Source organism: Streptomyces sp. AK010, from assembly GCF_014207295.1.
GTDB lineage: Bacteria > Actinomycetota > Actinomycetes > Streptomycetales > Streptomycetaceae > Streptomyces > Streptomyces massasporeus.
Genome location: NZ_JACHCX010000002.1, coordinates 591,354 through 612,323, shown reverse-complemented (window position 1 = coordinate 612,323; position 20,970 = coordinate 591,354). Strand labels below are relative to the sequence as shown.

Annotated in this window: 18 protein-coding genes; 5 read left to right on the top strand and 13 right to left on the bottom strand. The window is 72.2% G+C overall.

Annotated features, from left to right (window positions below):
- Positions 1 to 215, top strand: a 215-nt coding sequence (locus tag HDC93_RS37740; RefSeq protein WP_221516245.1) for a hypothetical protein, incomplete at its 5' end; no start/stop codon positions are given.
- Between the two features lie 126 nt (positions 216 to 341).
- Here the strand turns inward: HDC93_RS37740 and HDC93_RS06100 are convergent.
- Entirely contained in the window at positions 342 to 1,349 is a 1,008-nt protein-coding gene (locus tag HDC93_RS06100) for a stage II sporulation protein M (protein ID WP_185007894.1), read from the bottom strand.
- Positions 1,350 to 1,478: 129 nt separating this feature from the next.
- Between HDC93_RS06100 and HDC93_RS06095 the strand changes: the two genes are divergently transcribed.
- Positions 1,479 to 2,438, top strand: coding sequence for an RDD family protein (locus tag HDC93_RS06095; protein ID WP_185007892.1), 960 nt, complete (start codon positions 1,479 to 1,481; stop codon positions 2,436 to 2,438).
- 41 nt (positions 2,439 to 2,479) lie between these two features.
- On the opposite strand, the gene HDC93_RS06090 is transcribed toward HDC93_RS06095, so the two are convergent.
- Both HDC93_RS06090 and ahcY read right to left on the bottom strand, forming a co-directional pair.
- Positions 2,480 to 3,094, bottom strand: coding sequence for a hypothetical protein (locus HDC93_RS06090; protein ID WP_185007890.1), 615 nt, complete (start codon positions 3,092 to 3,094; stop codon positions 2,480 to 2,482).
- A 133-nt stretch (positions 3,095 to 3,227) separates the two neighbouring features.
- Positions 3,228 to 4,685, bottom strand: a complete 1,458-nt coding sequence (ahcY, locus tag HDC93_RS06085) for an adenosylhomocysteinase (protein WP_185007888.1) — start codon at positions 4,683 to 4,685, stop codon at positions 3,228 to 3,230.
- 537 nt (positions 4,686 to 5,222) lie between these two features.
- Between ahcY and HDC93_RS06080 the strand changes: the two genes are divergently transcribed.
- Positions 5,223 to 5,621, top strand: coding sequence for a hypothetical protein (locus HDC93_RS06080; RefSeq protein WP_185007979.1), 399 nt, complete (start codon positions 5,223 to 5,225; stop codon positions 5,619 to 5,621).
- Positions 5,622 to 5,747: 126 nt separating this feature from the next.
- Here HDC93_RS06080 and HDC93_RS06075 read toward each other — a convergent pair whose 3' ends face one another.
- The 7 genes from HDC93_RS06075 to HDC93_RS06045 all read right to left on the bottom strand — a co-directional run bounded on the left by HDC93_RS06075 (position 5,748) and on the right by HDC93_RS06045 (position 13,191).
- Positions 5,748 to 6,728, bottom strand: a complete 981-nt coding sequence (locus tag HDC93_RS06075) for a cation diffusion facilitator family transporter (RefSeq protein ID WP_185007886.1) — start codon at positions 6,726 to 6,728, stop codon at positions 5,748 to 5,750.
- Between the two features lie 153 nt (positions 6,729 to 6,881).
- Positions 6,882 to 8,033, bottom strand: a complete 1,152-nt coding sequence (manA, locus tag HDC93_RS06070) for a mannose-6-phosphate isomerase, class I (protein WP_185007884.1) — start codon at positions 8,031 to 8,033, stop codon at positions 6,882 to 6,884.
- A gap of 54 nt (positions 8,034 to 8,087) precedes the next feature.
- Positions 8,088 to 9,215, bottom strand: a complete 1,128-nt coding sequence (locus HDC93_RS06065; protein ID WP_185007882.1) for an SIS domain-containing protein — start codon at positions 9,213 to 9,215, stop codon at positions 8,088 to 8,090.
- A 112-nt stretch (positions 9,216 to 9,327) separates the two neighbouring features.
- Positions 9,328 to 9,498: a Trm112 family protein gene (locus HDC93_RS06060; RefSeq protein WP_185007880.1), complete on the bottom strand. Its 171-nt coding sequence runs from the start codon at positions 9,496 to 9,498 to the stop codon at positions 9,328 to 9,330.
- Between the two features lie 69 nt (positions 9,499 to 9,567).
- Complete coding sequence (locus tag HDC93_RS06055; protein ID WP_185007878.1) at positions 9,568 to 10,932, bottom strand: phosphomannomutase/phosphoglucomutase; 1,365 nt, start codon at positions 10,930 to 10,932, stop codon at positions 9,568 to 9,570.
- A 103-nt stretch (positions 10,933 to 11,035) separates the two neighbouring features.
- Positions 11,036 to 12,652, bottom strand: coding sequence for an L-lactate permease (locus HDC93_RS06050; RefSeq protein WP_185007973.1), 1,617 nt, complete (start codon positions 12,650 to 12,652; stop codon positions 11,036 to 11,038).
- Positions 12,653 to 12,768: 116 nt separating this feature from the next.
- Positions 12,769 to 13,191, bottom strand: a complete 423-nt coding sequence (locus HDC93_RS06045; RefSeq protein WP_185007876.1) for a DUF3499 domain-containing protein — start codon at positions 13,189 to 13,191, stop codon at positions 12,769 to 12,771.
- A gap of 294 nt (positions 13,192 to 13,485) precedes the next feature.
- Here HDC93_RS06045 and HDC93_RS06040 point away from each other — a divergent pair, with 294 nt between their 5' ends.
- A complete protein-coding gene (locus HDC93_RS06040) occupies positions 13,486 to 13,941 on the top strand; it encodes a metallopeptidase family protein (RefSeq protein WP_185007874.1) in 456 nt (151 codons plus the stop codon).
- Positions 13,942 to 14,061: 120 nt separating this feature from the next.
- On the opposite strand, the gene HDC93_RS06035 is transcribed toward HDC93_RS06040, so the two are convergent.
- The 3 genes from HDC93_RS06035 to HDC93_RS06025 form a co-directional block, all read right to left on the bottom strand.
- A complete protein-coding gene (locus HDC93_RS06035; RefSeq protein WP_185007872.1) occupies positions 14,062 to 15,600 on the bottom strand; it encodes a DUF5719 family protein in 1,539 nt (512 codons plus the stop codon).
- Positions 15,597 to 19,277, bottom strand: a complete 3,681-nt coding sequence (locus tag HDC93_RS06030) for a glycosyltransferase family 2 protein (protein WP_185007871.1) — start codon at positions 19,275 to 19,277, stop codon at positions 15,597 to 15,599. Before HDC93_RS06030 ends, HDC93_RS06035 begins: the two co-directional genes overlap by 4 nt.
- 163 nt (positions 19,278 to 19,440) lie before the next feature.
- Positions 19,441 to 19,704, bottom strand: coding sequence for a WhiB family transcriptional regulator (locus HDC93_RS06025; protein WP_010034659.1), 264 nt, complete (start codon positions 19,702 to 19,704; stop codon positions 19,441 to 19,443).
- A gap of 658 nt (positions 19,705 to 20,362) precedes the next feature.
- Between HDC93_RS06025 and HDC93_RS06020 the strand changes: the two genes are divergently transcribed.
- Positions 20,363 to 20,863, top strand: coding sequence for a cysteine dioxygenase family protein (locus tag HDC93_RS06020; protein WP_185007869.1), 501 nt, complete (start codon positions 20,363 to 20,365; stop codon positions 20,861 to 20,863).
- Positions 20,864 to 20,970: the final 107 nt, after the last annotated feature.

Genomic DNA, 20,970 nt, shown 5'->3' with positions numbered 1-20,970 from the left:
CTTGCGTTTCCGACTCTATCAGATCTTTCCGACCCGATTTCCTCGGTGCTTTCCAGGTTCCCGCTTCCGCGTTTCCCTTTCCGGCGGTTCCGACTTTATCAGAAGTTTCGGGCCGGATTGACCGGCCGTTCGTTTCCGAATCATCGGGAGAGGCTTCATTGAAATCGGCGTTTCAAGAAGCAGATAGACGTTCACTCTCGCTGGTCTGGGACTAGAGCCCATCTCCAGACAACTGTTCAAATCTACCTCCCCTCACTTGCCGTGTCAACGGCTCCTGTGGGGCGAAGAGGACACTAGCAGCTGAACAGCGGTGGTTGCACATCCGGCGGTCAGGCGAACGATCAGGCCGCTGTGGGGACGGTCGCACTGCGTTCCGTTGCCTCGACGTCGCCGGTCTCTCCCGCGCGAGCGGCACGGCCGCCCAGGACGTAGACGTAGGCCAGGAAAGACGCTTCGGCGGCGACCCCGATGGTGATGCGGGCCCAGGTGGGGAGGCCGGACGGGGTGACGAAGCCTTCGATGGCGCCGGAGACGAAGAGGACGAGGGCGAGACCCATGGCCATGCCTATGGCGGCTCGGCCCTCTTCCGCCAGAGCCGTGCGCCGCGTACGGGGGCCGGGGTCGATGAGCGTCCAGCCCAGGCGCAGGCCGGTGCCGGCCGCGACGAAGACGGCGGTCAGTTCGAGGAGGCCGTGAGGGAGGACCAGGCCCAGGAACGTGTCGAGGCGGCCGACCGAGGACATCAGGCCGATGCCGACGCCGAGGTTGAGCATGTTCTGGAAGAGGATCCAGAGGACCGGCAGCCCCAGGAACACCCCCAGGATGAGGCACAGGGCGGCGGCCCAGGCGTTGTTCGTCCAGACCTGGGCGGCGAAGCTGGCAGCCGGGTGGCTGGAGTAGTACGTCTCGTACTGGCCGCCCGGGCGGGTGAGCTCGCGGAGTTCACTGGGGGCCGCGATGGAGGCCTGGACTTCGGGGTGCGTGCCGATCCACCAGCCGAGGAGGGCGGCGACGGCCGTCGACAGGAGCGCCGTGGGCACCCACCAGTGGCGTGCCTTGTAGACGGCAGCTGGGAAGCCGTGGGCCAGGAAGCGGGTGACATCTCGCCAGGAGGCGCGTCGGGTGCCTGTCACGGCATTGCGCGCGCGTGCCACGAGTTGGCTCAGCCGTCCGGTCAGTTGCGGGTCCGGGGCGCTGGACTGGATCAGGGAGAGGTGCGTCGCCGTGCGCTGGTAGAGGGTGACGAGTTCGTCGGCCTCGGCGCCGTTGAGGCGGCGCTGGCGGCGGAGGAGGGCTTCGAGGCGGTCCCACTCCGCTCGGTGGGCGGAGACGAAGACGTCGAGGTCCATCGGTGTGCCTGCTCCTCGGCTGGGTCGTCGGAGGCTCGTCGTGGATCAGCTTGTCGTACTGCGGTGCGATGCGCCCTCAGCTTGGCAGACTGGCCCTGTCAGGGGCAGGGCAGGGAAAGGGCGGCGGGCGTGAGTGAGCTGGTGACGGGCGAGGCTGTGGCGTTGGAGCTGCGCCCCGCGAGGCTGCCCAGCAGGGCGCTGGCCGTGCTGCTCGATCTGGTGGCGGCGATGGCGGTCTACGTCGCGGTGACCATCGTGCTGGTGACGTCCACGGCCTCGCTCGACGAGGCGGCGCAGACGGCGTTGTCGATCGCGACGTTCGTTCTCGTCCTGGTGGGCGGGCCGATCGCGGTGGAGACGCTCAGTCACGGGCGGTCACTGGGGAAGCTGGCGTGCGGGCTGCGTGTCGTACGGGACGACGGGGGTCCGATCCGTTTCCGGCATGCGCTGGTGAGGGGCTTGATCGCGGTGATCGAGATCCTTATGACCTTCGGGGTCGTCGCCTGCATCGCCTCGTTCGTGTCGGCGCGTGGGCGTCGGCTGGGGGATGTGTTCGCGGGGACGCTCGTCGTGCGGGAGCGGATTCCGGTCACGCGGACCGGTTTCGTGCCGCCTCCTCCGCCGTGGCTGGCGGGGCGGTTCTCGGGGCTCGATCTGTCGGCGGTGCCCGACGGGCTGTGGCTCGCCGTCCGGCAGTACCTGACGCGCATGCAGCAGCTGGATCCGCAGGTGGGCTGGTCGATGGCGGAGCGGCTGGCGTCGGATCTGGCGGAGCGTACGGGGGCTCCGGTGCCGCAGGGTGTGCCGCCGGCGGCGTATCTGGCGGCCGTCGTGCAGGAACGGCAGGCGCGGGAGGCCCGGCGCGCTTTCGGAGGCGAGGCGGCCCGGGCGGCCACGGCCGCCGCGGTCCCGGCGACGAACGGATCAGCGGCCTCGCCCGAGGCTCGTGGCGGGACCCCCGCTGTCTACGGACCACCGGTCGGAACGCCTGAGGCAGTCTCCGAGCCGACCGCTGTGGAGCGGGCCTCGGAGTCACCGGGGGGCTCGGCGGGAGATCGACCCGGCACCGGGTTCGTGCCTCCGGCCTAGTGGGGGAATCCGGGGCCCGCCGATCGTGCGTGGCTGTCTGTTCAGGGGAACACCGACGGCGGTGACTCCAGGTCTTCGAGCTCGATGCCGGGGGCCGCGAGGACCACGTCCCCGGCGATGTGCACAGTGTGCTGCTCGCCCGTGTCCAGCGCTGTGACCTGGTATTCGTCCACGGCCAGGGGGCCGTTGTCAGTGGCGTGTGTTTCGCTCTTCACCAAGGCCCAGGACTGGTCCACGGTGCGTGGGGCGAGGACCGGATCCGTGAAGGCGACGAGGCGTACGCGGGTGGCGGCCGCGGAGGGGGTGAGGCGCAGGAGTCGGGCGGTGGCGACGAGGAATGCCGGGGAGGTGCCGGCGAAGGCGTGGGCGCGCACATTGCCTTCGGTGGCGTCGGTCCCGGTGGGGTCGGTGCGGACCCAGGTCACCCCGTCGAGGGCGGCGCCCCGGACCTGCCAGGCGGCAGCGTGGAGTTCGAGGCGGATGGGGCGGCCCAGTTCGTCGAGGGTGAGATCGACGGAGCCGTGGTGATCGCCTGCGGGGGTGGTCAGCTGGGAGACGTAGCGCCAGCCGGAGGGGCCGGGGGCGCACTGGAAGTGTTCTTCTGCGAGGGGGGTGTGATCGTGCGGATCGTGGAGCGAATAGCGGCCGCGGGGCATGGGGGTCCTGGGTCTTGACGGGCTGGGCCGGTCGTCGCCGGCCCGTCGAACGGGGCAGGCCCCCGGCACGGGGGTGCGGGGGCCTGCCTCGGAGATCCGACCGGCTGCGAACGCGGCAGCGGTGCTGCTCGGCTCAGTAGCGGTAGTGGTCCGGCTTGAACGGGCCCTCGACCTGCACGCCGATGTACTCGGCCTGCTCGGGGCGCAGCGTCGTCAGCTTCACGCCGAGCGCGTCGAGGTGGAGGCGGGCGACCTTCTCGTCGAGGTGCTTGGGCAGCACGTAGACGCCGGTCGGGTACTCGTCGGGCTTGGTGAACAGCTCGATCTGGGCCAGGGTCTGGTCCGCGAAGGAGTTGGACATCACGAACGACGGGTGGCCGGTGGCGTTGCCCAGGTTCAGCAGGCGGCCCTCGGACAGGACGATGATCACCTTGCCGTCGGGGAAGGTCCAGGTGTGGACCTGCGGCTTGACCTCGTCCTTGACGATGCCGGGGATCTTGGCGAGGCCGGCCATGTCGATCTCGTTGTCGAAGTGGCCGATGTTTCCGACGATGGCCTGGTGCTTCATCTTGGCCATGTCCGAGGCCATGATGATGTCCTTGTTGCCGGTCGTGGTGATGAAGATGTCGGCCGTCTCGACGACGTCTTCCAGGGTCGCGACCTGGTAGCCGTCCATCGCGGCCTGGAGGGCGCAGATCGGGTCGATCTCGGTGACGATCACGCGGGCGCCCTGACCGCGCAGGGACTCCGCGCAGCCCTTGCCGACGTCGCCGTAGCCGAAGACGACCGCGGTCTTGCCGCCGATGAGGACGTCGGTGGCGCGGTTGATGCCGTCGATGAGCGAGTGGCGGCAGCCGTACTTGTTGTCGAACTTCGACTTGGTGACGGCGTCGTTGACGTTGATCGCCGGGAACAGGAGGACGCCGTCGCGCTGCATCTCGTACAGGCGGTGGACGCCGGTCGTGGTCTCCTCGGTGACGCCGCGGATCTCCGAGGCCAGCTGGGTCCACTTCTGGGGGTTCTCGCCCAGGGTGCGGGTCAGCAGTTCGAGGATGACGCGGTGCTCGTCGGACTCGGCGGTGTCGGGCGAGGGGACCTTGCCGTCCTTCTCGTACTCGACGCCCTTGTGGACGAGGAGGGTGGCGTCGCCGCCGTCGTCCAGGATCATGTTGGGGCCGCCGGTGGGGCTGTCCGGCCAGGTCAGCGCCTGCTCGGTGCACCACCAGTACTCGTCCAGGGTCTCGCCCTTCCAGGCGAAGACGGGGACGCCCTGGGGGTTGTCCACGGTGCCGTTCGGGCCGACGGCGATGGCGGCGGCCGCGTGGTCCTGGGTGGAGAAGATGTTGCAGGAGGCCCAGCGGACCTGCGCGCCGAGGGCGACCAGGGTCTCGATGAGCACGGCGGTCTGCACGGTCATGTGCAGGGAGCCGGTGACACGGGCGCCGGCCAGGGGCTGCGCCTCGGCGTACTCCTTGCGGATCGCCATCAGGCCCGGCATCTCGTGCTCGGCGAGGGTGATCTCCTTGCGGCCGAACGCGGCCAGGGAGAGGTCGGCGACCTTGAAGTCCTGTCGGTTCTCGACAGTCGTCATTGCGAGCTGCTCCTCGGGGTTGGGGCGAGGTGGGTACGGCTGGTCTGCGCGGCGGCGGACACAGGGGTGCCCGAAGGAGGACACAGGCATGCCCGCGCATGCGCAGCGCAGTCCGTCGGAGGCCCTCTCTCCCTCGGCCGGTCCGCGGAGGGACCGCCCGACCGCCATCAGCAGCGACGTCTGGCTCCGTCCCAAGCTACACCGGGAGTCGCGCCCGCCCCCAGTCCGCCTCCGAACGGATCCCGCCATGGAGGCGGTGTCGGGCACGAGGCACCGGTCTCTTCGGGAGCGCGGCAGGTGGGGTCGGCGGTGTGTGTGGTCGAGGGACGGGAGCGATGACAGGACATCAACGAAGGCGGCGGCAGGAGGTGTCGAAGCGGGATGAGCAGGGATCTTCTTGCCTTTGCGTCTGGAGCGAGGTGGTGCAGGATGCCCGGGAGGTTCCGAACGGCTGATCGATCCTGCGGGGCGTCCGGGACGCCGATTCCGCATGACAAAGGCGTCAGTGCCGTTCTGCTCGGCGCGATTCTGGGGCTCATGATCGCGTTCGACATGGGCGGGCCGGTCAACAGGACGGCGTTCCTGTTCGGGGCCGGCCTCATCGCGACCGGCAATCAGACGGTCATGGGCATGTGCGAGGAGCGCATGTCCGGCAAGGGACGGGGTCCGGGAGGTCGGCTCGTCGTGCTGGGCGACCATCGCGCGAACACCCGTGCCGCGCGGGCCCTCCTCGACGACCGGGGCGGGACACTGCCGGAGTCGGTGATCCGGGGACGCGCGATGACCACAGCGTGCCCATGGTGCTCGGGTCGGCGATGGTGCTCGGTGCGCCTGGCGGTGCCGACGGGGGTGGGACCGGGGATCGCCGCCGTGGCCGTACGGCGACAGGCGCGGAGCGCGACGGCGTTCCCGCCGCCGTGGGCCGTGCGGATCTGAGGATCCTGGCCTCGGGGGCACGAACCTGTGAACCCGGCCGCGGGCGAAGCCCCTGTGACGCCTCCGGGGCCCGCCGACGTGGTTCGGCGGGCCCCAGGGGCGTTCGTGCGGTGCCTCCGGCAGACGTCAGTGTCCGGCGTCGCTCGGCGTGGGCCCCCCGGGCGTGGCCTCGGGGTCGGGGCCCTTGGCGGCTTCGCGCTCGCTGTAGATGTCCGGCTCGAGGTAGATCACGCGGGCGATCGGGACGGCGTCGCGGATGCGGGCCTCGGCGGCGTCGATGGCGGCGGCGATCTCGGTGGCCGTGTCGTCGTGCCGGACGGCGATCTTGGCGGCGACGAGGAGTTCCTCGGGCCCGAGGTGGAGGGTGCGCATGTGGATGACGCGGGTGACGGTGTCGCCGTCGACGACGGCGGCCTCGATCTTCCGGGTCTCCTCGAGGCCGGCGGACTCGCCGAGCAGCAGGGACTTGGTCTCGGCGGCCAGGACCAGGGCGATCAGGATGAGCAGGATGCCGATGCAGAGGGTGCCGATGCCGTCCCAGACGCTCTCGCCGGTGAGGAGGGCGAGTCCGACGCCGCCGAGGGCGAGGACCAAGCCGACGAGGGCGCCGAGGTCCTCCAGGAGAACGACCGGGAGCTCGGGGGCCTTGGCGTGGCGGACGAACTCCTTCCAGGAGCGCTTGCCCCGCAGGACGTTGGACTCCTTGATGGCCGTGCGGAAGGAGAAGGCCTCGGCGATGATCGCGAAGACCAGGACGCCGACCGGCCAGTACCAGTTTGTCAGCTCGTGCGGGTGCCTGATCTTCTCGTAGCCCTCGTAGAGGGCGAACATGCCACCGACCGAGAAGAGGACGATGGAGACGAGGAAGGCGTAGATGTAGCGCTCGCGGCCGTAGCCGAAGGGGTGTTCCGGGGTGGCCTCGCGCTTGGCCTTCTTGCCGCCGACCAGGAGCAGTGCCTGGTTGCCGGAGTCGGCGAGGGAGTGGACGGACTCGGCGAGCATCGATGACGAGCCGCTGAAGAGGAACGCCACGAACTTCGCTACCGCGATGGCGAGGTTGGCGGCCAGTGCCGCCACGATCGCCTTGGTTCCGCCTGACGCGCTCATATGTCCGCGTTGTCCCTTCGTACGCCGTTCCTGGGCCCGGGCGCCCGCCCTTGGTGCGCGCCCGTGGCTTTGCCCGTGCTTGACGGTGGGCCATTGTTGCAGCCCGCCGCGACAGCGGTGAGTCAGGTCACCGGCCCGGGGCCGTCGAAACGGTCAGGCGATGACGGTGGCCCGGAAAAGCGTTCCCGTTCCGGACACTTCGGCCTTTTCTCCGGCCGGGACGAAGACCGACTCGCCGGGGGTCAGGTCGTGTTCGCCGGCCCGGACGGTGCCGGCCGTGCAGAGCAGGATCTGCGGGGTCGGGCGGGTGAGGTCGTGGGCGGCGCCCGCCTCGGGGAGGACGTAGCGGGAGAGGCGGAACTCGTCGATGGGGGTCTCGTAGACCTCCTCGCCGTCCGGGGAGGCCTCGGGGCGCAGGACGCCGGGGTCGCTGGGGAGGAAGCGGACGATGCGCAGGAGTTCGGGGACGTCGACGTGCTTGGGGGTCAGGCCGCAGCGCAGGACGTTGTCGGAGTTGGCCATGATCTCGACGCCGAGGCCGTCGAGGTAGGCGTGCGGCACGCCGGCGCCCAGGTAGAGGGCCTCGCCGGGCTGGAGCCGGACGTGGTTGAGCAGCATCGCGGCGATGACGCCGGGGTCGCCCGGGTAGTGGTGGGCGATGTCGGCGTAGGGAGCGTAGGCGCCGCCGAGGCGGTCGCAGGCGGCGGCCGCCTCCGCGACGGTGCGGGACATCTCGTCGGGGTCGGCGGTGAGGATCGCCGTGAGAACCTCGCGCAGGGCGGCGTCCTCGGGGTGGGCGTGCAGCAGGTCGACGTAGGGCTTGAGGGAGTCGACGCCGAGGTCGTCGAGGAGGGCCGCGGCCTCCAGCGGGTCGCGGAAGCCGCACAGGCCGTCGAACTCGGTGAGGGCGCAGATCAGTTCGGGCTTGTGGTTGGCGTCCTTGTAGTTGCGGTGCGGGGCGTCCACGGGGATACCGCGCCGCTCCTCGTCCGCGTAGCCCTCCTTGGCCTGCGCGAGGTCGGGGTGGACCTGGAGGGACAGCGGGGCGCCCGCGGCGAGGATCTTGAGGAGGAAGGGCAGCCGGGGGCCGAACCTGGCGACGGCGGCGGGCCCGAGTTCCTTCTCGGGGTCGGCGTCGACGACCTCGACGAGCGTGCCCCGGTCGGTGCGCGAGGGTGCGCCCGGGTGGGCGCCCATCCACATCTCTGCCTGCGGCTCACCGGTCGGCTCGACGCCGAGCAGCTGCGGGATGGCGGTCGGGGAACCCCAGGCGTAGGGGCGGACGGTGTTGTCGAGGCGGTCCATGGCGTTCTCTCTGGGTGTGCGGGGTGCGGGCGCGTCAGGCTGTCCCCGGCAAGATCAGGCCCTCGAAGCGAGCGCCAGGTAAACCGCGGCGAAATCCGTGATGGCGATCAGTTCCGCGAGGGTCTCCAGTTCGCCGCCGGCCTCCGGTTCGAGCTCGCTGATCGGTGTGTCGTGGCTGAGGGCGAGTTCGCGGGCGCCGGGGGCGGCGGTGAGGCCGCCGATGGGGCGGTCGCGGAGCAGGACCACGCGCGCGTGCAGGGCGGGCGGTTCCTCGACGCGGTCGCGGAAGAAGTCGTCGGGGTCGGCGCTGGCGGCCAGCGGGCCGGCGAGCAGGGCGCCGTGGGCGGCGAGCGCCTCGGGGAGTTCGGCGACGACCGCGGGGGTGCCGGACAGTTCGGCGAGGGCAGCGGCGAAGCGGCGGCCGGCCGGGCCTGCCGAGACGCCCTCGGTCCAGACGACCGGGAGCGCGTCGGACAGTTCGGCGGCCAGGGTCTTGGCGGCGTTGCTGTACGTGGCGATGGCCGGGCCGCAGCGTTCGGCGACGAGGTCGAGGCGGTCGGCGACCTTGCCGATCGCGTCCGGCGGGGCGGCGAGCACGCCCGTGCGGTCCAGGAGCGCGAGGAGCGGGGTGAGCAGGGCCCACAGGACGCCGGGGGCCGACGCGGCGAGGGGCTCCTCCTGGTCGTACGGGGCGGTCGCCACGGGGACGAACAGGCCGTGCACACCGGCCAGGGCGTCGGCGAGCGGCGTACGGGCGGGAGCCACGGCCACGACGGTGCAGCCCCGGCGGTAGGCCTGCTCGGCGAGCAGGGACAGGCCGGGTTCGGTGCCGTCCGGAGTGGTGATCAGCAGGAGGTCCACGGAGCCGACCCAGCCGGGCAGTTCCCACCGCAGGGCGCCCGCGGCGGGGGCGACGCCGGTGGGGGCGAGGCGGATGACCGGGCTGCCGGCGCCGGCGAGCGTGCCGATGAGGTCGGCGGCGTGGGTGGCGGCGGCACCGGGGCCGGCGATGAGCACCGCCCGGGGGCGGCCGTCCGGCTTGATGTCGTTGACGCCCGCCTCGGCGGCATGGCGGGCCGCGGTACGGACGCGGGCGCCGGCTTCTGCGGCGCCGCGGAGCAGTCCGCGGTGGTCGGCCTCGGCGAGGCCCTCCGGGGAGTCGAGCAGCGATTCGTCGAGCATGGGCGGCAGCTTCCCATCGCCGGGGTCCGTTGTCAGGGTGTCCTGGATCGTGCCCGCTGAGCCGGGGGCTATGTGCACCGGGGTGTCGCGGGGGTGCGTGCGCCCCCGGCGGTCACGCGGGGCGGCGGGCCTCGTCGACGAGCAGGACGGGGATGCCGTCGCGGACGGGGTAGGCCAGGCCGCAGCTGGTGTCGGTGCAGATCAGCTCGGTGTCCTGCTCCGTGAGGGAGGAGTGGCAGGCCGGGCAGGCGAGGATCTCGAGGAGGCCGGATTCGAGGGGCATAGGGGTTCCTTCGAGGTGCGGGCGCTTGGGGTCGTGCCTGGTCAGATTACCGCCGGTGGGGGCGGGGCCTCAGCCCCTGATGATCCCCAGCACCTCGTCGCGCACCCGGGCCATCGTCTCGGCGTCCCGCGCCTCCGCGTTCAGGCGGAGCAGCGGCTCCGTGTTGGACGGGCGGACGTTGAACCACCAGTCGGCGGCGGAGACCGTGAGGCCGTCGAGCTCGTCGAGGGTGATGCCCTCGCGGCTCCCGTACGCGGAACGGATGGCTGTGAGACTGGCCTGTTGGTCGGCGACCGTGGAGTTGATCTCCCCGGAGCCGGCGTAGCGGTCGTACTGGGCGACGAGGGAGGACAGGGGGCCGTCCTGGCCGCCGAGGGCCGCGAGGACGTGCAGGGCGGCCAGCATGCCCGTGTCGGCGTTCCAGAAGTCGCGGAAGTAGTAGTGCGCGGAGTGCTCGCCGCCGAAGATCGCGCCGGTGCGGGCCATCTCGGCCTTGATGAAGGAGTGGCCCACGCGGGTGCGGACCGGGCTGCCGCCGTTCTCCTCGACCACCTCGGGGACCGACCGGGAGGTGATCAGGTTGTGGATGATCGTGCCCTTGCCGCCGTGCCGGGCCAGTTCGCGGGAGGCGACCAGGGCGGTGATCGCCGACGGGGAGACGGGCTCGCCGCGCTCGTCGACGACGAAGCAGCGGTCGGCGTCGCCGTCGAAGGCGAGGCCCAGGTCGGCGCCCTCCTCGCGGACCCGCTTCTGCAGGTCGACGAGGTTGGCGGGGTCGAGGGGGTTGGCCTCGTGGTTGGGGAAGGTGCCGTCCAGCTCGAAGTACATCGGCACCGGGGTCAGGGGCAGGCCGGCGAAGACCTCGGGGACGGTGTGCCCGCCCATGCCGTTGCCGGCGTCGACGACGACCTTCAGGGGGCGGATGGCGGTCAGGTCGACCAGGGAGCGCAGGTGGTCCGCGTAGTCCGACAACGTGTCGCGGCCGGTGATGGCGCCCGCCTTCGCGGCCGGCTCCGGGGCGCCCGACTCGCTCCAGCCCTCCACCAGTTCACGGATCTCCGTCAGGCCGGTGTCCTGGCCGACCGGGGCGGCGCCCGAGCGGCACATCTTGATGCCGTTGTACTGCGCCGGGTTGTGGGAGGCGGTGAACATGGCGCCCGGGAGGTTCAGCGCGCCCGAGGCGTAGTACAGCTGGTCCGTCGAGCAGAGGCCGATCTCCGTCACGTCGGCGCCCAGGGCGGCCGCCCCGCGTGCGAAGGCACGCGACAGGCCCGGCGAGGAGGGCCGCATGTCGTGCCCCGTCGTGATGGCGCTCGCGCCGGTGACCCGCACGAAGGCCGCCCCGAAGAGCTCGGCCAGGGACTCGTCCCACTGGTCGGGGACGACCCCGCGTACGTCGTACGCCTTCACGACCTGCGACAGATCAGCAGCCACGGCCAACCTTCCTGAAAAAGTACTGTCGGTCCGCCCAAACTACCCTCGCCCACCGACAGCGCGCCGGGCGGACGCCCGGAAGACCCCCAGCCGTAACCTCAGGTCAGGGCAGCATCCAGCCGAGGACCGGGGTGCTCTGGCCGACCACGATCAGGCACATCACCAGCAGCAGGCCCAGGCTCCACGGCAGCACCTTGCGCAGCAAGTCGCCCTCGCGGCCCGCGAGTCCCACGGCCGCGCACGCGATGGTGAGGTTCTGCGGAGAGATCATCTTGCCGAGGACGCCGCCGGAGCTGTTGGCGGCGGCCAGCAGCTCCGGCGAGAGTCCGGACTCGCGGGCGGCGGTCACCTGGAGGGCGCCGAAGAGGGCGTTGGCGGAGGTGTCCGAGCCGGACACGGCGACGCCGAACCAGCCGAGGACGGGCGACAGGAACGCGAGCCCGGCTCCGGCCGCCGCCACGAAGTGGCCGATGGTCGCCGCCTGCCCGGAGAGGTTCATGACGTAGGCGAGGGCCAGGACGGACGTCACGGTGAGGATCGCGAAGCGCAGTTCGCGGACGGTCGCGAGCCACTCTCTGACCGCCACGCGCGCGTGGACCCCGATGACGGCGGCCGTGAGGATCCCGGCGAGCAGGACGAGAGTGCCGCCGGTCGACACGACGGGCCAGCTGAAGACGTTGCCGCCGACCGGTTCGCCGTCCGGGCCGGCGACGTCCAGGAAGGGCCAGTCGAAGGTCTGGGTGGTCCGGGCGAGCCAGTCCTTGACGGGCGGGATCTGCGCGACGGAGAAGATCACGACGATCAGCGCGTAGGGGGCGTAGGCGCGCAGGACCTCGCGGGGCGGGTCCTCCTCGTCGAGTTCCTCGCTGCGGGCGCCGGTCAGCACGGAGGCGCGCACGGACTCGGCGGCGGGCACGCGCGCGCGTGGTACGGCGACCAGGGCGCCCGCACCGGCCAGGGCGGCGCCGATGTCGGCGAGTTGGGCGGAGACGTAGTTGGACGCGGCGAACTGGGCGACGGCGAAGGCGACTCCGCACGCCAGGGCGGGCACCCAGGTCTCGCGCAGGCCGCGTCGGCCGTCCACGAGCCAGACCAGCACCAGGGGCACGACGAGTGCCAGCAGCGGTGTCTGACGGCCCACCACGGATGCCACGGAGTCCAGGGGCAGTCCGGTCACCTGGGCGAGCGTGACGACCGGCGTGCCCATCGCGCCGAAGGCCACGGGCGCGGTGTTGGCGACCAGGGCGACGACGGCTGCGCGCACCGGTTCGAAGCCGAGGGCGACCAGCATCACCGCGCTGATCGCGACGGGCGCCCCGAAGCCGGCGAGCGCCTCCAGCAGCGCCCCGAAGCAGAAGGCGATGACGAGGGCCTGGATGCGCGGGTCGTCGGACAGCCGCCCGAAGGACCGGCGCAGGATGTCGAAGTGCCGGGTGCGGACGGTCATCCGGTACACCCACAGGGCGTTGACGACGATCCACAGGATGGGGAAGAGACCGAAGACGGCGCCCTGGGCGCCGCTGGAGAGGGTCTGGCCGAGCGGCATGCCGTAGGCGAGCCGGGCGACGAGGACGGCGGCGAGGAGGCCGGTCAGGCCCGCCAGGTGCGCCTTCATGCGGACGCCGCCGAGCAGGACCAGGACGACCACCAGGGGCAGGGCCGCCACCACGGCGGACAGGCCGAGTGAGCCGGCGACGGGTTCCAGTTCCTGGACGTACACGGGCGTCTCCCCGGTTTCCGTCATGCGAAAGCGATCTCTCGCAGCCTCACAACAGAATGGTCATGTCCGCGCCAAGCTGACGTCAATGGGTGCGCGCGTGGGGAAACCGAGAGCGGTCAGTTGTCGGGCGAACGCAGGACACGAAGATGGCCGCGCCGCGCGACTTCCCGCGGGTCGGGGCCACGGCCCCCGCCGCCCGCCCCGGCCGCCCGCTCCTGGGGGCGGGCCGCCTCACGCACGGCGTTCGCAAGCGCTTCCAGGTCGTCCCCGCTCGGGCGGGCCGGGGCCGAGCCGTCGAGGAGCCGGACGACCTCCCAGCCGCGCGGGGCGGTGAGGCGCTCGGAGTGCTCGGCGCACAGGTCGTAGCAGTGGGGTTCGGCGTAGGTGGCGAGCGGGCCGAGGACCGCGGTCGAGTCGGCGTAGACGTACGTCAGCGTCGCGACGGCGGGACGGCCGCAAGCGGTGCGCGAACAGCGACGTACAGGGCTCACGACGTTGGACGGTACCGCACTCTTGAGCGGGCCGCGACGACTCTCCACCAGGTCACTCCCCCGTGTCGTGCTGTGAAACACCCCACACACCCATTTGAGGGCACCTTCCTGACCTGGCAGGACAACAACGTCCGAGGTGTCGAACGATCCCTCAAGCGGTCAACAGTCGTCACAAAACTCTCAATTGCCGTGAGGTAACCAGTCTCGGCGGGATACGGATTTGAGCCCAACCTTGGCTTGAATGGTCATGTAACGACATGCCGTGCGGCGCGGCCGGAAGCCGTCCGTGCCGCCGTGCGGTGCCGGGCACAGGGACGCGGCGGGGACTACCCTTCACCAGTGATGGACAAGCCCGTAACGCCCCGTGCCGCCGCCCCCGGGCCCCGCCGTCGTGATCGCCACGGACGGGGCATGCGCGGCCCGATCGCACCGCCGCAGGTGCCGCTCGCCGCGAGCCGCGCGGAGGCGTTCGCCGATCTGGTGCAGGACTCCGTGGAGCGCCTGGAGCGGCGGTGGCCGCAACTCGCCGACATCGATTTCCTGGTCCTGGAGGTGCCGCGGCTCGAGGGGCCCGGACAGGCGTGGAACGACGAGGCGGTTCCGCTCGGCGGCACGGTCAGCGCGCGTGAGGGCCGCCCCGCGCGTGTGGTCGTCTACCGGCGGCCGGTCGAGATCCGCACCAAGGGGCGCGACGAGCGGGCGGCACTGGTGCACGAGGTCGTCGTGGAGCAGGTCGCCGAGCTGCTCGGGCTGACGCCGGAGACGGTCGATCCGCGGTACGGCGAGGACCAGGGCTAGTCACCGGCGTTGGGGCCAGGCGCGGGCTAGGCGGGACCGGAGCCGGACGGACGCCGGACGGCGGGCCCGCTCCGGCCGACGGGCCCTCCCCGATCGACAGGCCCTCCCCGGCCCGCAGCGCTACCGCTGGAGAACCGACAGGTCCTCGTCCGCCTCCGGCACCGCCACCGTGCCCCGGTCGTCCGGCAGTGTCTGCACGGTGAAGGCGGGGACGCCGTCCTCGCTCGCCGTCAGGGTGCGGGCCCCGTAGACCGGGCCGCCGGACACCGTCTCGACCGTGAGCGCGTAGGTGCCCTTCAGGCCGCCGGGGGCCGGGGGCTCGATGTCCTGGGTCGTGCCGGCCTTGATCGTGTACGTCTTCGACACCGGAGTGCCGCCCTCGCTGCCGGCCGAGGCCGTGACCTTGACCGTGGCGGCGGCGCCGGGGGCCGTCAGGGACAGGGTGCTGCCCTTGCCGCTGTTGTCGGCGGACGTCGCGCGCGTGCCGACGGGGCGGGTGGCCGGGATGAACCCCGTCTCCTGCTTGTCGCCCTTGCCGCGTACGACCCGCAGGGCCGCCACGACCGGCACGGACCGGTCCGTCGGGGTCAGCACCAGGGAGCCCGCCTCGCCGCGGGTGACGTCGCCCAGGTCGACGGCGGCGGTCATGCCGCCCTTGACGTGCACCGTCTCGTGCCCGGCCGGGGTGATCAGCCCGGAGGGGGAGGCCAGGCGCACCTTCAGGTCCGCGTCGGCGTCGCCGGGGGTGAGGGCGATCAGGCGCACGGACGTGGCGTCCTTGGGGATGCCGGGCAGGACCAGGCTGCCCGACGGGTCCGCGGACGCGGCCAGCCAGTCGCCGCCGAGCTTGTCGTCCAGGGCCTGCACGGCGGCGCCGACGCGTCCGCTGCGGACGTTGACGTGCACCGTGAGGTCGGTCTGCCGCTCGCCGGTGAGGGTGGACAGCAGGACCGGCTCGCTGGAGTGCGGCGGGACCGTGATGCCCTCCCCCACCGCGGACTTCAGGGCGCCGTCCTTGCCGTAGAGCTCGATGTCGACCACTGCGGCCGAGTCGTCGGGGTTCGTCAGGTGGACGTAGTCGGTGCGGTCGGCGTCCGTGCTGGCGCCCGGGAACCAGAAGTCGGTGTCCGGGGCGGTGCAGTTGACGCCCTGGAGGCCGCGTCCGGTCCCCGCGGCGACCTCGGTCGTCTCCTGGACGGTCCAGCCGGGCGCGAACCTGCCGTCCGCGGTGCCGACGAGGGCGGGTGCGTCGCCGCCGGAGCTGTCGCCGGTGACCGGTTTGCCGGGCTCCTTGGGAGTCAGCACGGGGTTCGCGGGCTTGTCCTCGCCGGACTTCCCGCCGTCCTTGCCCTTGCCGTCGCCCTTGTCCTCGCCGCCGGCCGGGGCGTCGGCCGACGCCTCGTCGGCCTCGCGGAGTTCGGCCTTGCCGCCGCTCCCGGTGCCCTTCGTGACGGGCGTGAAGGAGGTGTAGGACGTCTCGGCGAGGTCGGACGTACTTGGCGCCGGGCACAGCAGGCTCGTGCGCTCCACGGGCAGTTGGGCGGCCGCCTCGGCGGCGGTGTCCGTGCCCGGGGCGTCCGGGGCGGACAGCGCGGCGAAGCCGGTGACGGCGGCGAGCGCGGTCGCGCCGGCGATCAGGGACAGGGTGGTGCGGTTCACTGCTGGCTCCCGTCGGGACGCTCACTGCCCGTGCCGTGGGGGTGGTGCTGCGCCGGGTCGTACGGCGTGCCGTAGCCCTGCTGGTAGTTCTGGTCGTAGCCCTGCTGGTCGTACGGCGGGTTCTGGCCCTGTCCCCCGTACGCGTACGGGTCGTACTGGCCGCCCTGGTAGGGGTCCGCCTGGTACTGCTGCCCGTAGGCGTCCGCCGGGTACTGGGCGTTCTGGTACGGGTCGCCGTAGCCCGCGTACTCGCCGGCCTGGTAGCCGGCGTTGTCCCACTCCCCGTAGTTCTGCTGCTGGGGCACCGCCGCCGACGGCTGCTCCGGGGGCGGGGGCGGGAACTCCCCGGGGCCTGGGGTCTCTTCGGCCTCTGCCTCGGCTTCCGCCTGGGCGCGCAGGCGGCGGGCGCGGCGGCCCTCGCCTGCGACGGCCTGGGCCGGGACGGCCGGCTCCTCGGGGAGGTCGTCGTCGATGTCGCGGCGCCGGCCGGGCAGGGCGAGCACGACCAGGACGACGGCGAGGAGGCCCTGGGCCCACAGCCAGGCCGTGTGGCCGATCGGGTCGTCGTAGGTGACGTCCAGCCGGCCGCCGGTGGCGGGGAGTTCGAAGCCCTGGGCCCAGCCGTCGACCGTGGTGCGGGCCAGCGGCTCGCCGTCGAGCGTGGCGGACCAGCCGTCGGAGGCCGCGTCGGCGAGGCGCAGCACGCGTCCGCCCGCGCCGGTCGGGATCGTGGTGTGGATGTCGACGGGTCCGGCGGCGACGGGCTGCGGGGTGCCGGAGGCGGGGACGATCGTGGCGCGCGCGACCTCCCGGTTGACGCGCCACAGCGCGCCGCCGGCCTGCTGGCTGAGCCGGGTCAGACCGGGCGTGGCGTCCAGGACGCGGGTGACCTCGCGGGGCGCGCCCTGGTGGACGAGGACGTAGCGCACGGCGAAGCCGCCGAGCTGGTCGGCCTGGTCGGCGCCGGAACCCGCGACCAGGTTGGCGACGACCTTGTCGAGCCTGCCGTTCTCGCCGTCGCCCGCGGCGATCTCGCCGTCGCCGAGGCGGGCGCCGGAACCGCGGACGAGCATGTAGCCGACGTGGGCGCCGGAGTCGCTGTCGAGGACGAGGGTGCGGGCCTGGTCACGGGTTCCGCTCTCCTCGGCGACGAACGCGGGGACCTGGATCGGGTCGCGCCGCTCCAGGGGGCCGTCGGCACCGCGGATCATCCAGCCGGCGGCGATGAGCAGCGGACCGGCGGCCGAGGCGAAGGCGATCAGCACGGCGACCGGCTGGCGCCAGCCGAAGCTCTGCTCGGCCACCCGCGCGCGTGCCCCGTCGGCGCCGAGCGCGGCGGCCGCCAGGAGGGCGATGCCGTAGACGAGGGTCGCCGGGCCGGCCCAGGTGGAGTTGTTGGACAGGACCGCGAAGACGAAGCCGACCAGGGCGACCGCCCAGGCCGTCCAGATGCCCGACTGGCGCTCCGAGCGGACCAGCGCGGCGAGGGCGGCCAGCACGATGCCGATGAGCATCAGGCCGCTGACGGTGCCGGGGCCGCCCGGGCTGGCGCCGAGCAGATCGACGGCGGAGGCCGATGAGGGGCCGTACGCGAGGCCCGCTTCCTTGAGGAAGCCGAAGGGCAGCAGCGTGAGCGACCAGGGCGCGAGGAGCAGCAGGGGGGTGCCGAGCTGGGCGAGGAACCGCAGCCCGTAGGCCGTGATGTCGCTCCGGCGCAGCACCAGCAGTCCGACGCCGAGGAGCAGCGCGATGGGCCAGACGATCGGCGTGAAGGCCGTGGTGATGGTCAGCAGCAGCGCGTAGGCCCAGGTGGCGCGCCAGCTGCCGCGGGCTCCGGAGGGGTTCGTCAGGCCGCCGGCCGCGATGCCCGCGCGGGCGATGAGCGGCAGCAGCGCGGCCAGGACGGCGGTGCCGATGCGGCCGCCGGCGAGGGCGCCGGTGGCGGCGGGCAGGAAGGCGTAGACGACGGCCGCCCAGGCACGCAGCAGCCGGGACTCGACGAGCGGGCGGGAGGCGAAGTAGGCGGCGACACCGGCCAGCGGCACCGAGCAGACGAGCAGGACCGTGACGGCCAGGCCGGTCGAGCCGAACAGCAGGGACGCCAGCATCGCCACGAGCGCGACGTACGGCGGCGCCGCTGAGGTGCCGCCGGCGCCGACCGGGTGCCAGGCGTCCAGGTAGCGCGACCACAGCTCGGCGGAGTCGGCGGGGGCGGGCAGCAGGGCGCCGCCCGCGAGCGCGCCGCCGCCGAGGAGCTGGCGGCAGGCGACCAGGGAGACGAGCAGCAGCACCAGGAAGAGGACCGGGCCGGGCTTGCGCGCGATGCGCTTGAGCCGGGCGAACTGCTCGATCTCCAGGAAGTCGGCGTCGTCGCCGCCGGGGCCCGACTCGACGGCGCTGCCGTGCCGTCCGGCACCGGCCGCGACCTCCGGGTCGGAGCGGCCGACGAGGCTGCTCGCGACCTGCTCGACGGTGACGCGGACGGTCGCGCCGGGCGGCGGGAACAGCGCCCGCAGCTCGCCCTTGTCGATCTGGGGTGCGCCTCTGCCGCGACGCCCGGCGAGGATCCGCTCGGGCCGGAGCAGGGTGCCCATCAGGCCGCGGATCTCGTCGACGGCCTGTCCGGGGACCTTGCCGACAAGGTAGGCAACGGTGCGCAGCAGGGTGCCGAGCACGATCCGCAGCATCACCCAGGGGAGCACGGCCGTGCGCGAGTTGACGAGCAGGGTGTAGACGGCGCCGGCCTTGTCGACCTTGTGCGGGGAGGCCGCGGTCCGGCCCATGCAGTCGACGGTGCGGCGCTCGCGGCTGGACGCCTCGGCGTGCCGGACGACCGCCTCGGGGGCGACCAGGACGCGGTAACCGGCGGCGTGGGCGCGCCAGCACAGGTCGACGTCGTCGCGCATGAGGGGCAGGTGGCGGTCGAATCCGCCGAGCTGCTCGAAGACGTCGCGGCGCACGAGCATGCCGGCGGTGGACACGGACAGCACGGGCCGGACGTGGTCGTGCTGGCCCTGGTCCTGTTCACGGCGGTCCAGGCCGGTCCAGCGGCGGCCGGAGTTGGCGATGGACACGCCGACCTCCAGCAGCTGCCGCCGGTCGTACCAGCCGCGGAGCTTGGGGCCCACGACGGCCACGTCCTCGCGGCCCAGCTCGTACTCGTTCTCCACGACCCGCAGCAGCTGGGCCAGGGCGTCGGGGTCCGGGGCGCAGTCGTCGTGCAGCAGCCACAGCCATTGCACCGGCTCGCCGTGCGGCAGCTCGGGCAGGTCGTAGGCGTCGTCGCGCCACGAGCGGGTGACGGGGTCCCAGCCGCTGGGGCGCTTCAGGTACGGCAGCTCGTCCGGGGTGAGGACCGGGGCGACGCGGCCGCACTCCTCGACGGCCTGGCCGAAGCCGGTGCGGCGGGCGAGGTGCAGTACGCGGTCGGCGCCGAGGGCGTCGGTGACCAGCTGGGCGGAGGCGTCCGCGCTGCCGGTGTCGGCCCCCATCGCGTACTGGACGGGCCGCTCCTGGCCGAGCAGCCCGGCGAGCGCGTCGGGCAGCCAGCGGGCGCCGTCGTGGGAGACGAGGACCGCGGTCACCACGTGACGCGGGAACTCGGGCGGGCGGGCCGGGTCAAACACGGCTGTGGCAGCGGTGTCGTGATGAGCTGCCGAGTGGCTGTGCACGGACATCGAGGTACGGGCCCCGGTTCGGTGGACTGCGGTGGACGCCTGCGCCCGGTGGGGGCGGCGGGGCGTCTCGGACGAGCGACCACACTATCGGCTGCACGGAAGGCGGCCCGCCGCCTGTGGATAACCCATGGGCGACGGGCCGTTCACGAAGAGGGGTGGGGGGTCAGACGGCGGCCTTCTTCAGCCGCCGGCGCTCCCGCTCGGACAGGCCGCCCCAGATGCCGAATCGCTCGTCGTTGGCGAGGGCGTACTCGAGGCACTCGGAGCGGACCTCGCAGGCGAGGCAGACCTTCTTGGCCTCCCTGGTCGAGCCGCCCTTCTCGGGGAAGAAGGACTCGGGGTCGGTCTGGGCGCACAGCGCGCGCTCCTGCCAGCCGAGCTCCTCGTCCGCATCGTCGACCAGCAGTTGCTGCACCGTCTCGGTCATGTGCGCCCCTCGTCTGTCTTCGCGTCCCCGTGATCTAGCCGTTACCGATTCCGGCTGAACGACACGAGTGAAATTACAAGTGTGCTGCTCCGGGCGAGTCAAGCCGAGATCTGCTATTGAGCCCCTTATTCACTCTGCGGAACCAAGCCCATGCGGAAAGTGTTCAAATCACCATAAAACCTGACACACAGATAGAGCCCCTGAGGGCTCACACCTTCCGACGGACCCCTTGCAGACCTGTACGGAGAAGGACGCCCAGGAGTTCGATCTCGTTCCGACACGCACGTCGAAGCGAAACGGATCACAGTCGGATCACGAGTACGCAACGGGGTTTGTGCGCCCGGTTGGACGCCATGTGTCCCGGGCGGGCCATGAACAAACCTTTCATCTGAGCGATCGACCGGATGAGGTGAACCACATCCCACATACCGGGTGTCGAGTTGACAGTGAAGGTGTGAACCGGTGTCCTTGTGGGCATGCTCGCGAACTTGGCGCTCACCTCGACCCGCACCGACGGGTCCCACGGTGCTGCCCGCGCTCGCTGTAGCTGTTGCTGTTCCAGCTGTTGAGCCACACCTGCTCCAGCTGAAGGCCGAGCCACCCGTTATCTCGGCTTCCGTTCCCTCTGACCTTCCTTCACTGAGGAACCACGCACCCCATGAACAGCGACCTCCAGATCGCCGGCGACATCCTCGAAGTCACCCACCTTCTCCAGACCCCGCGCGAGCACCCGGCCACCGTCGCCGAGTTCGTCGGACTGGCCCGCTCGATCGCCGAGGACCGCTCCCAGTGGGAGCACCTCGTCCGCTACGACGCGGCCAGCCGCTGGTACCACCGGCTGCGCACCGGCCCCGGCTACGAGGTGTGGCTGCTGTCCTGGGTGCCCGGCCAGGGCAGCGGACTGCACGACCACGGCCTCTCCTCCGGTGTGCTGACCGTTCTGGACGGCACGCTGACCGAGCGCACGGAGCGGGGCACGCGCGCGTTGCGGGCGGGTGCGCAGCGCGTGTTCGCGCCGGGGTACGTGCACGAAGTCGTCAACGACGCGCTGGAGCCGGCGGTGAGCCTGCACGTCTACCACCCGGGCCTCACCGAGATGCCGATGCACACGGCCCCGCACTGCGAGGCCCGCACGGTGCCGGGTGCGCTGACCGCCTGACCGGTCCCTGGGCGCCGGCCGGTCGTCGCCGGGACCGCCGACTGTCGTCGAAGCCGCCGACGCGGATGTCGCAGCCATCGGCCGGTTGTCGTGGGCGCCGGCCGGTT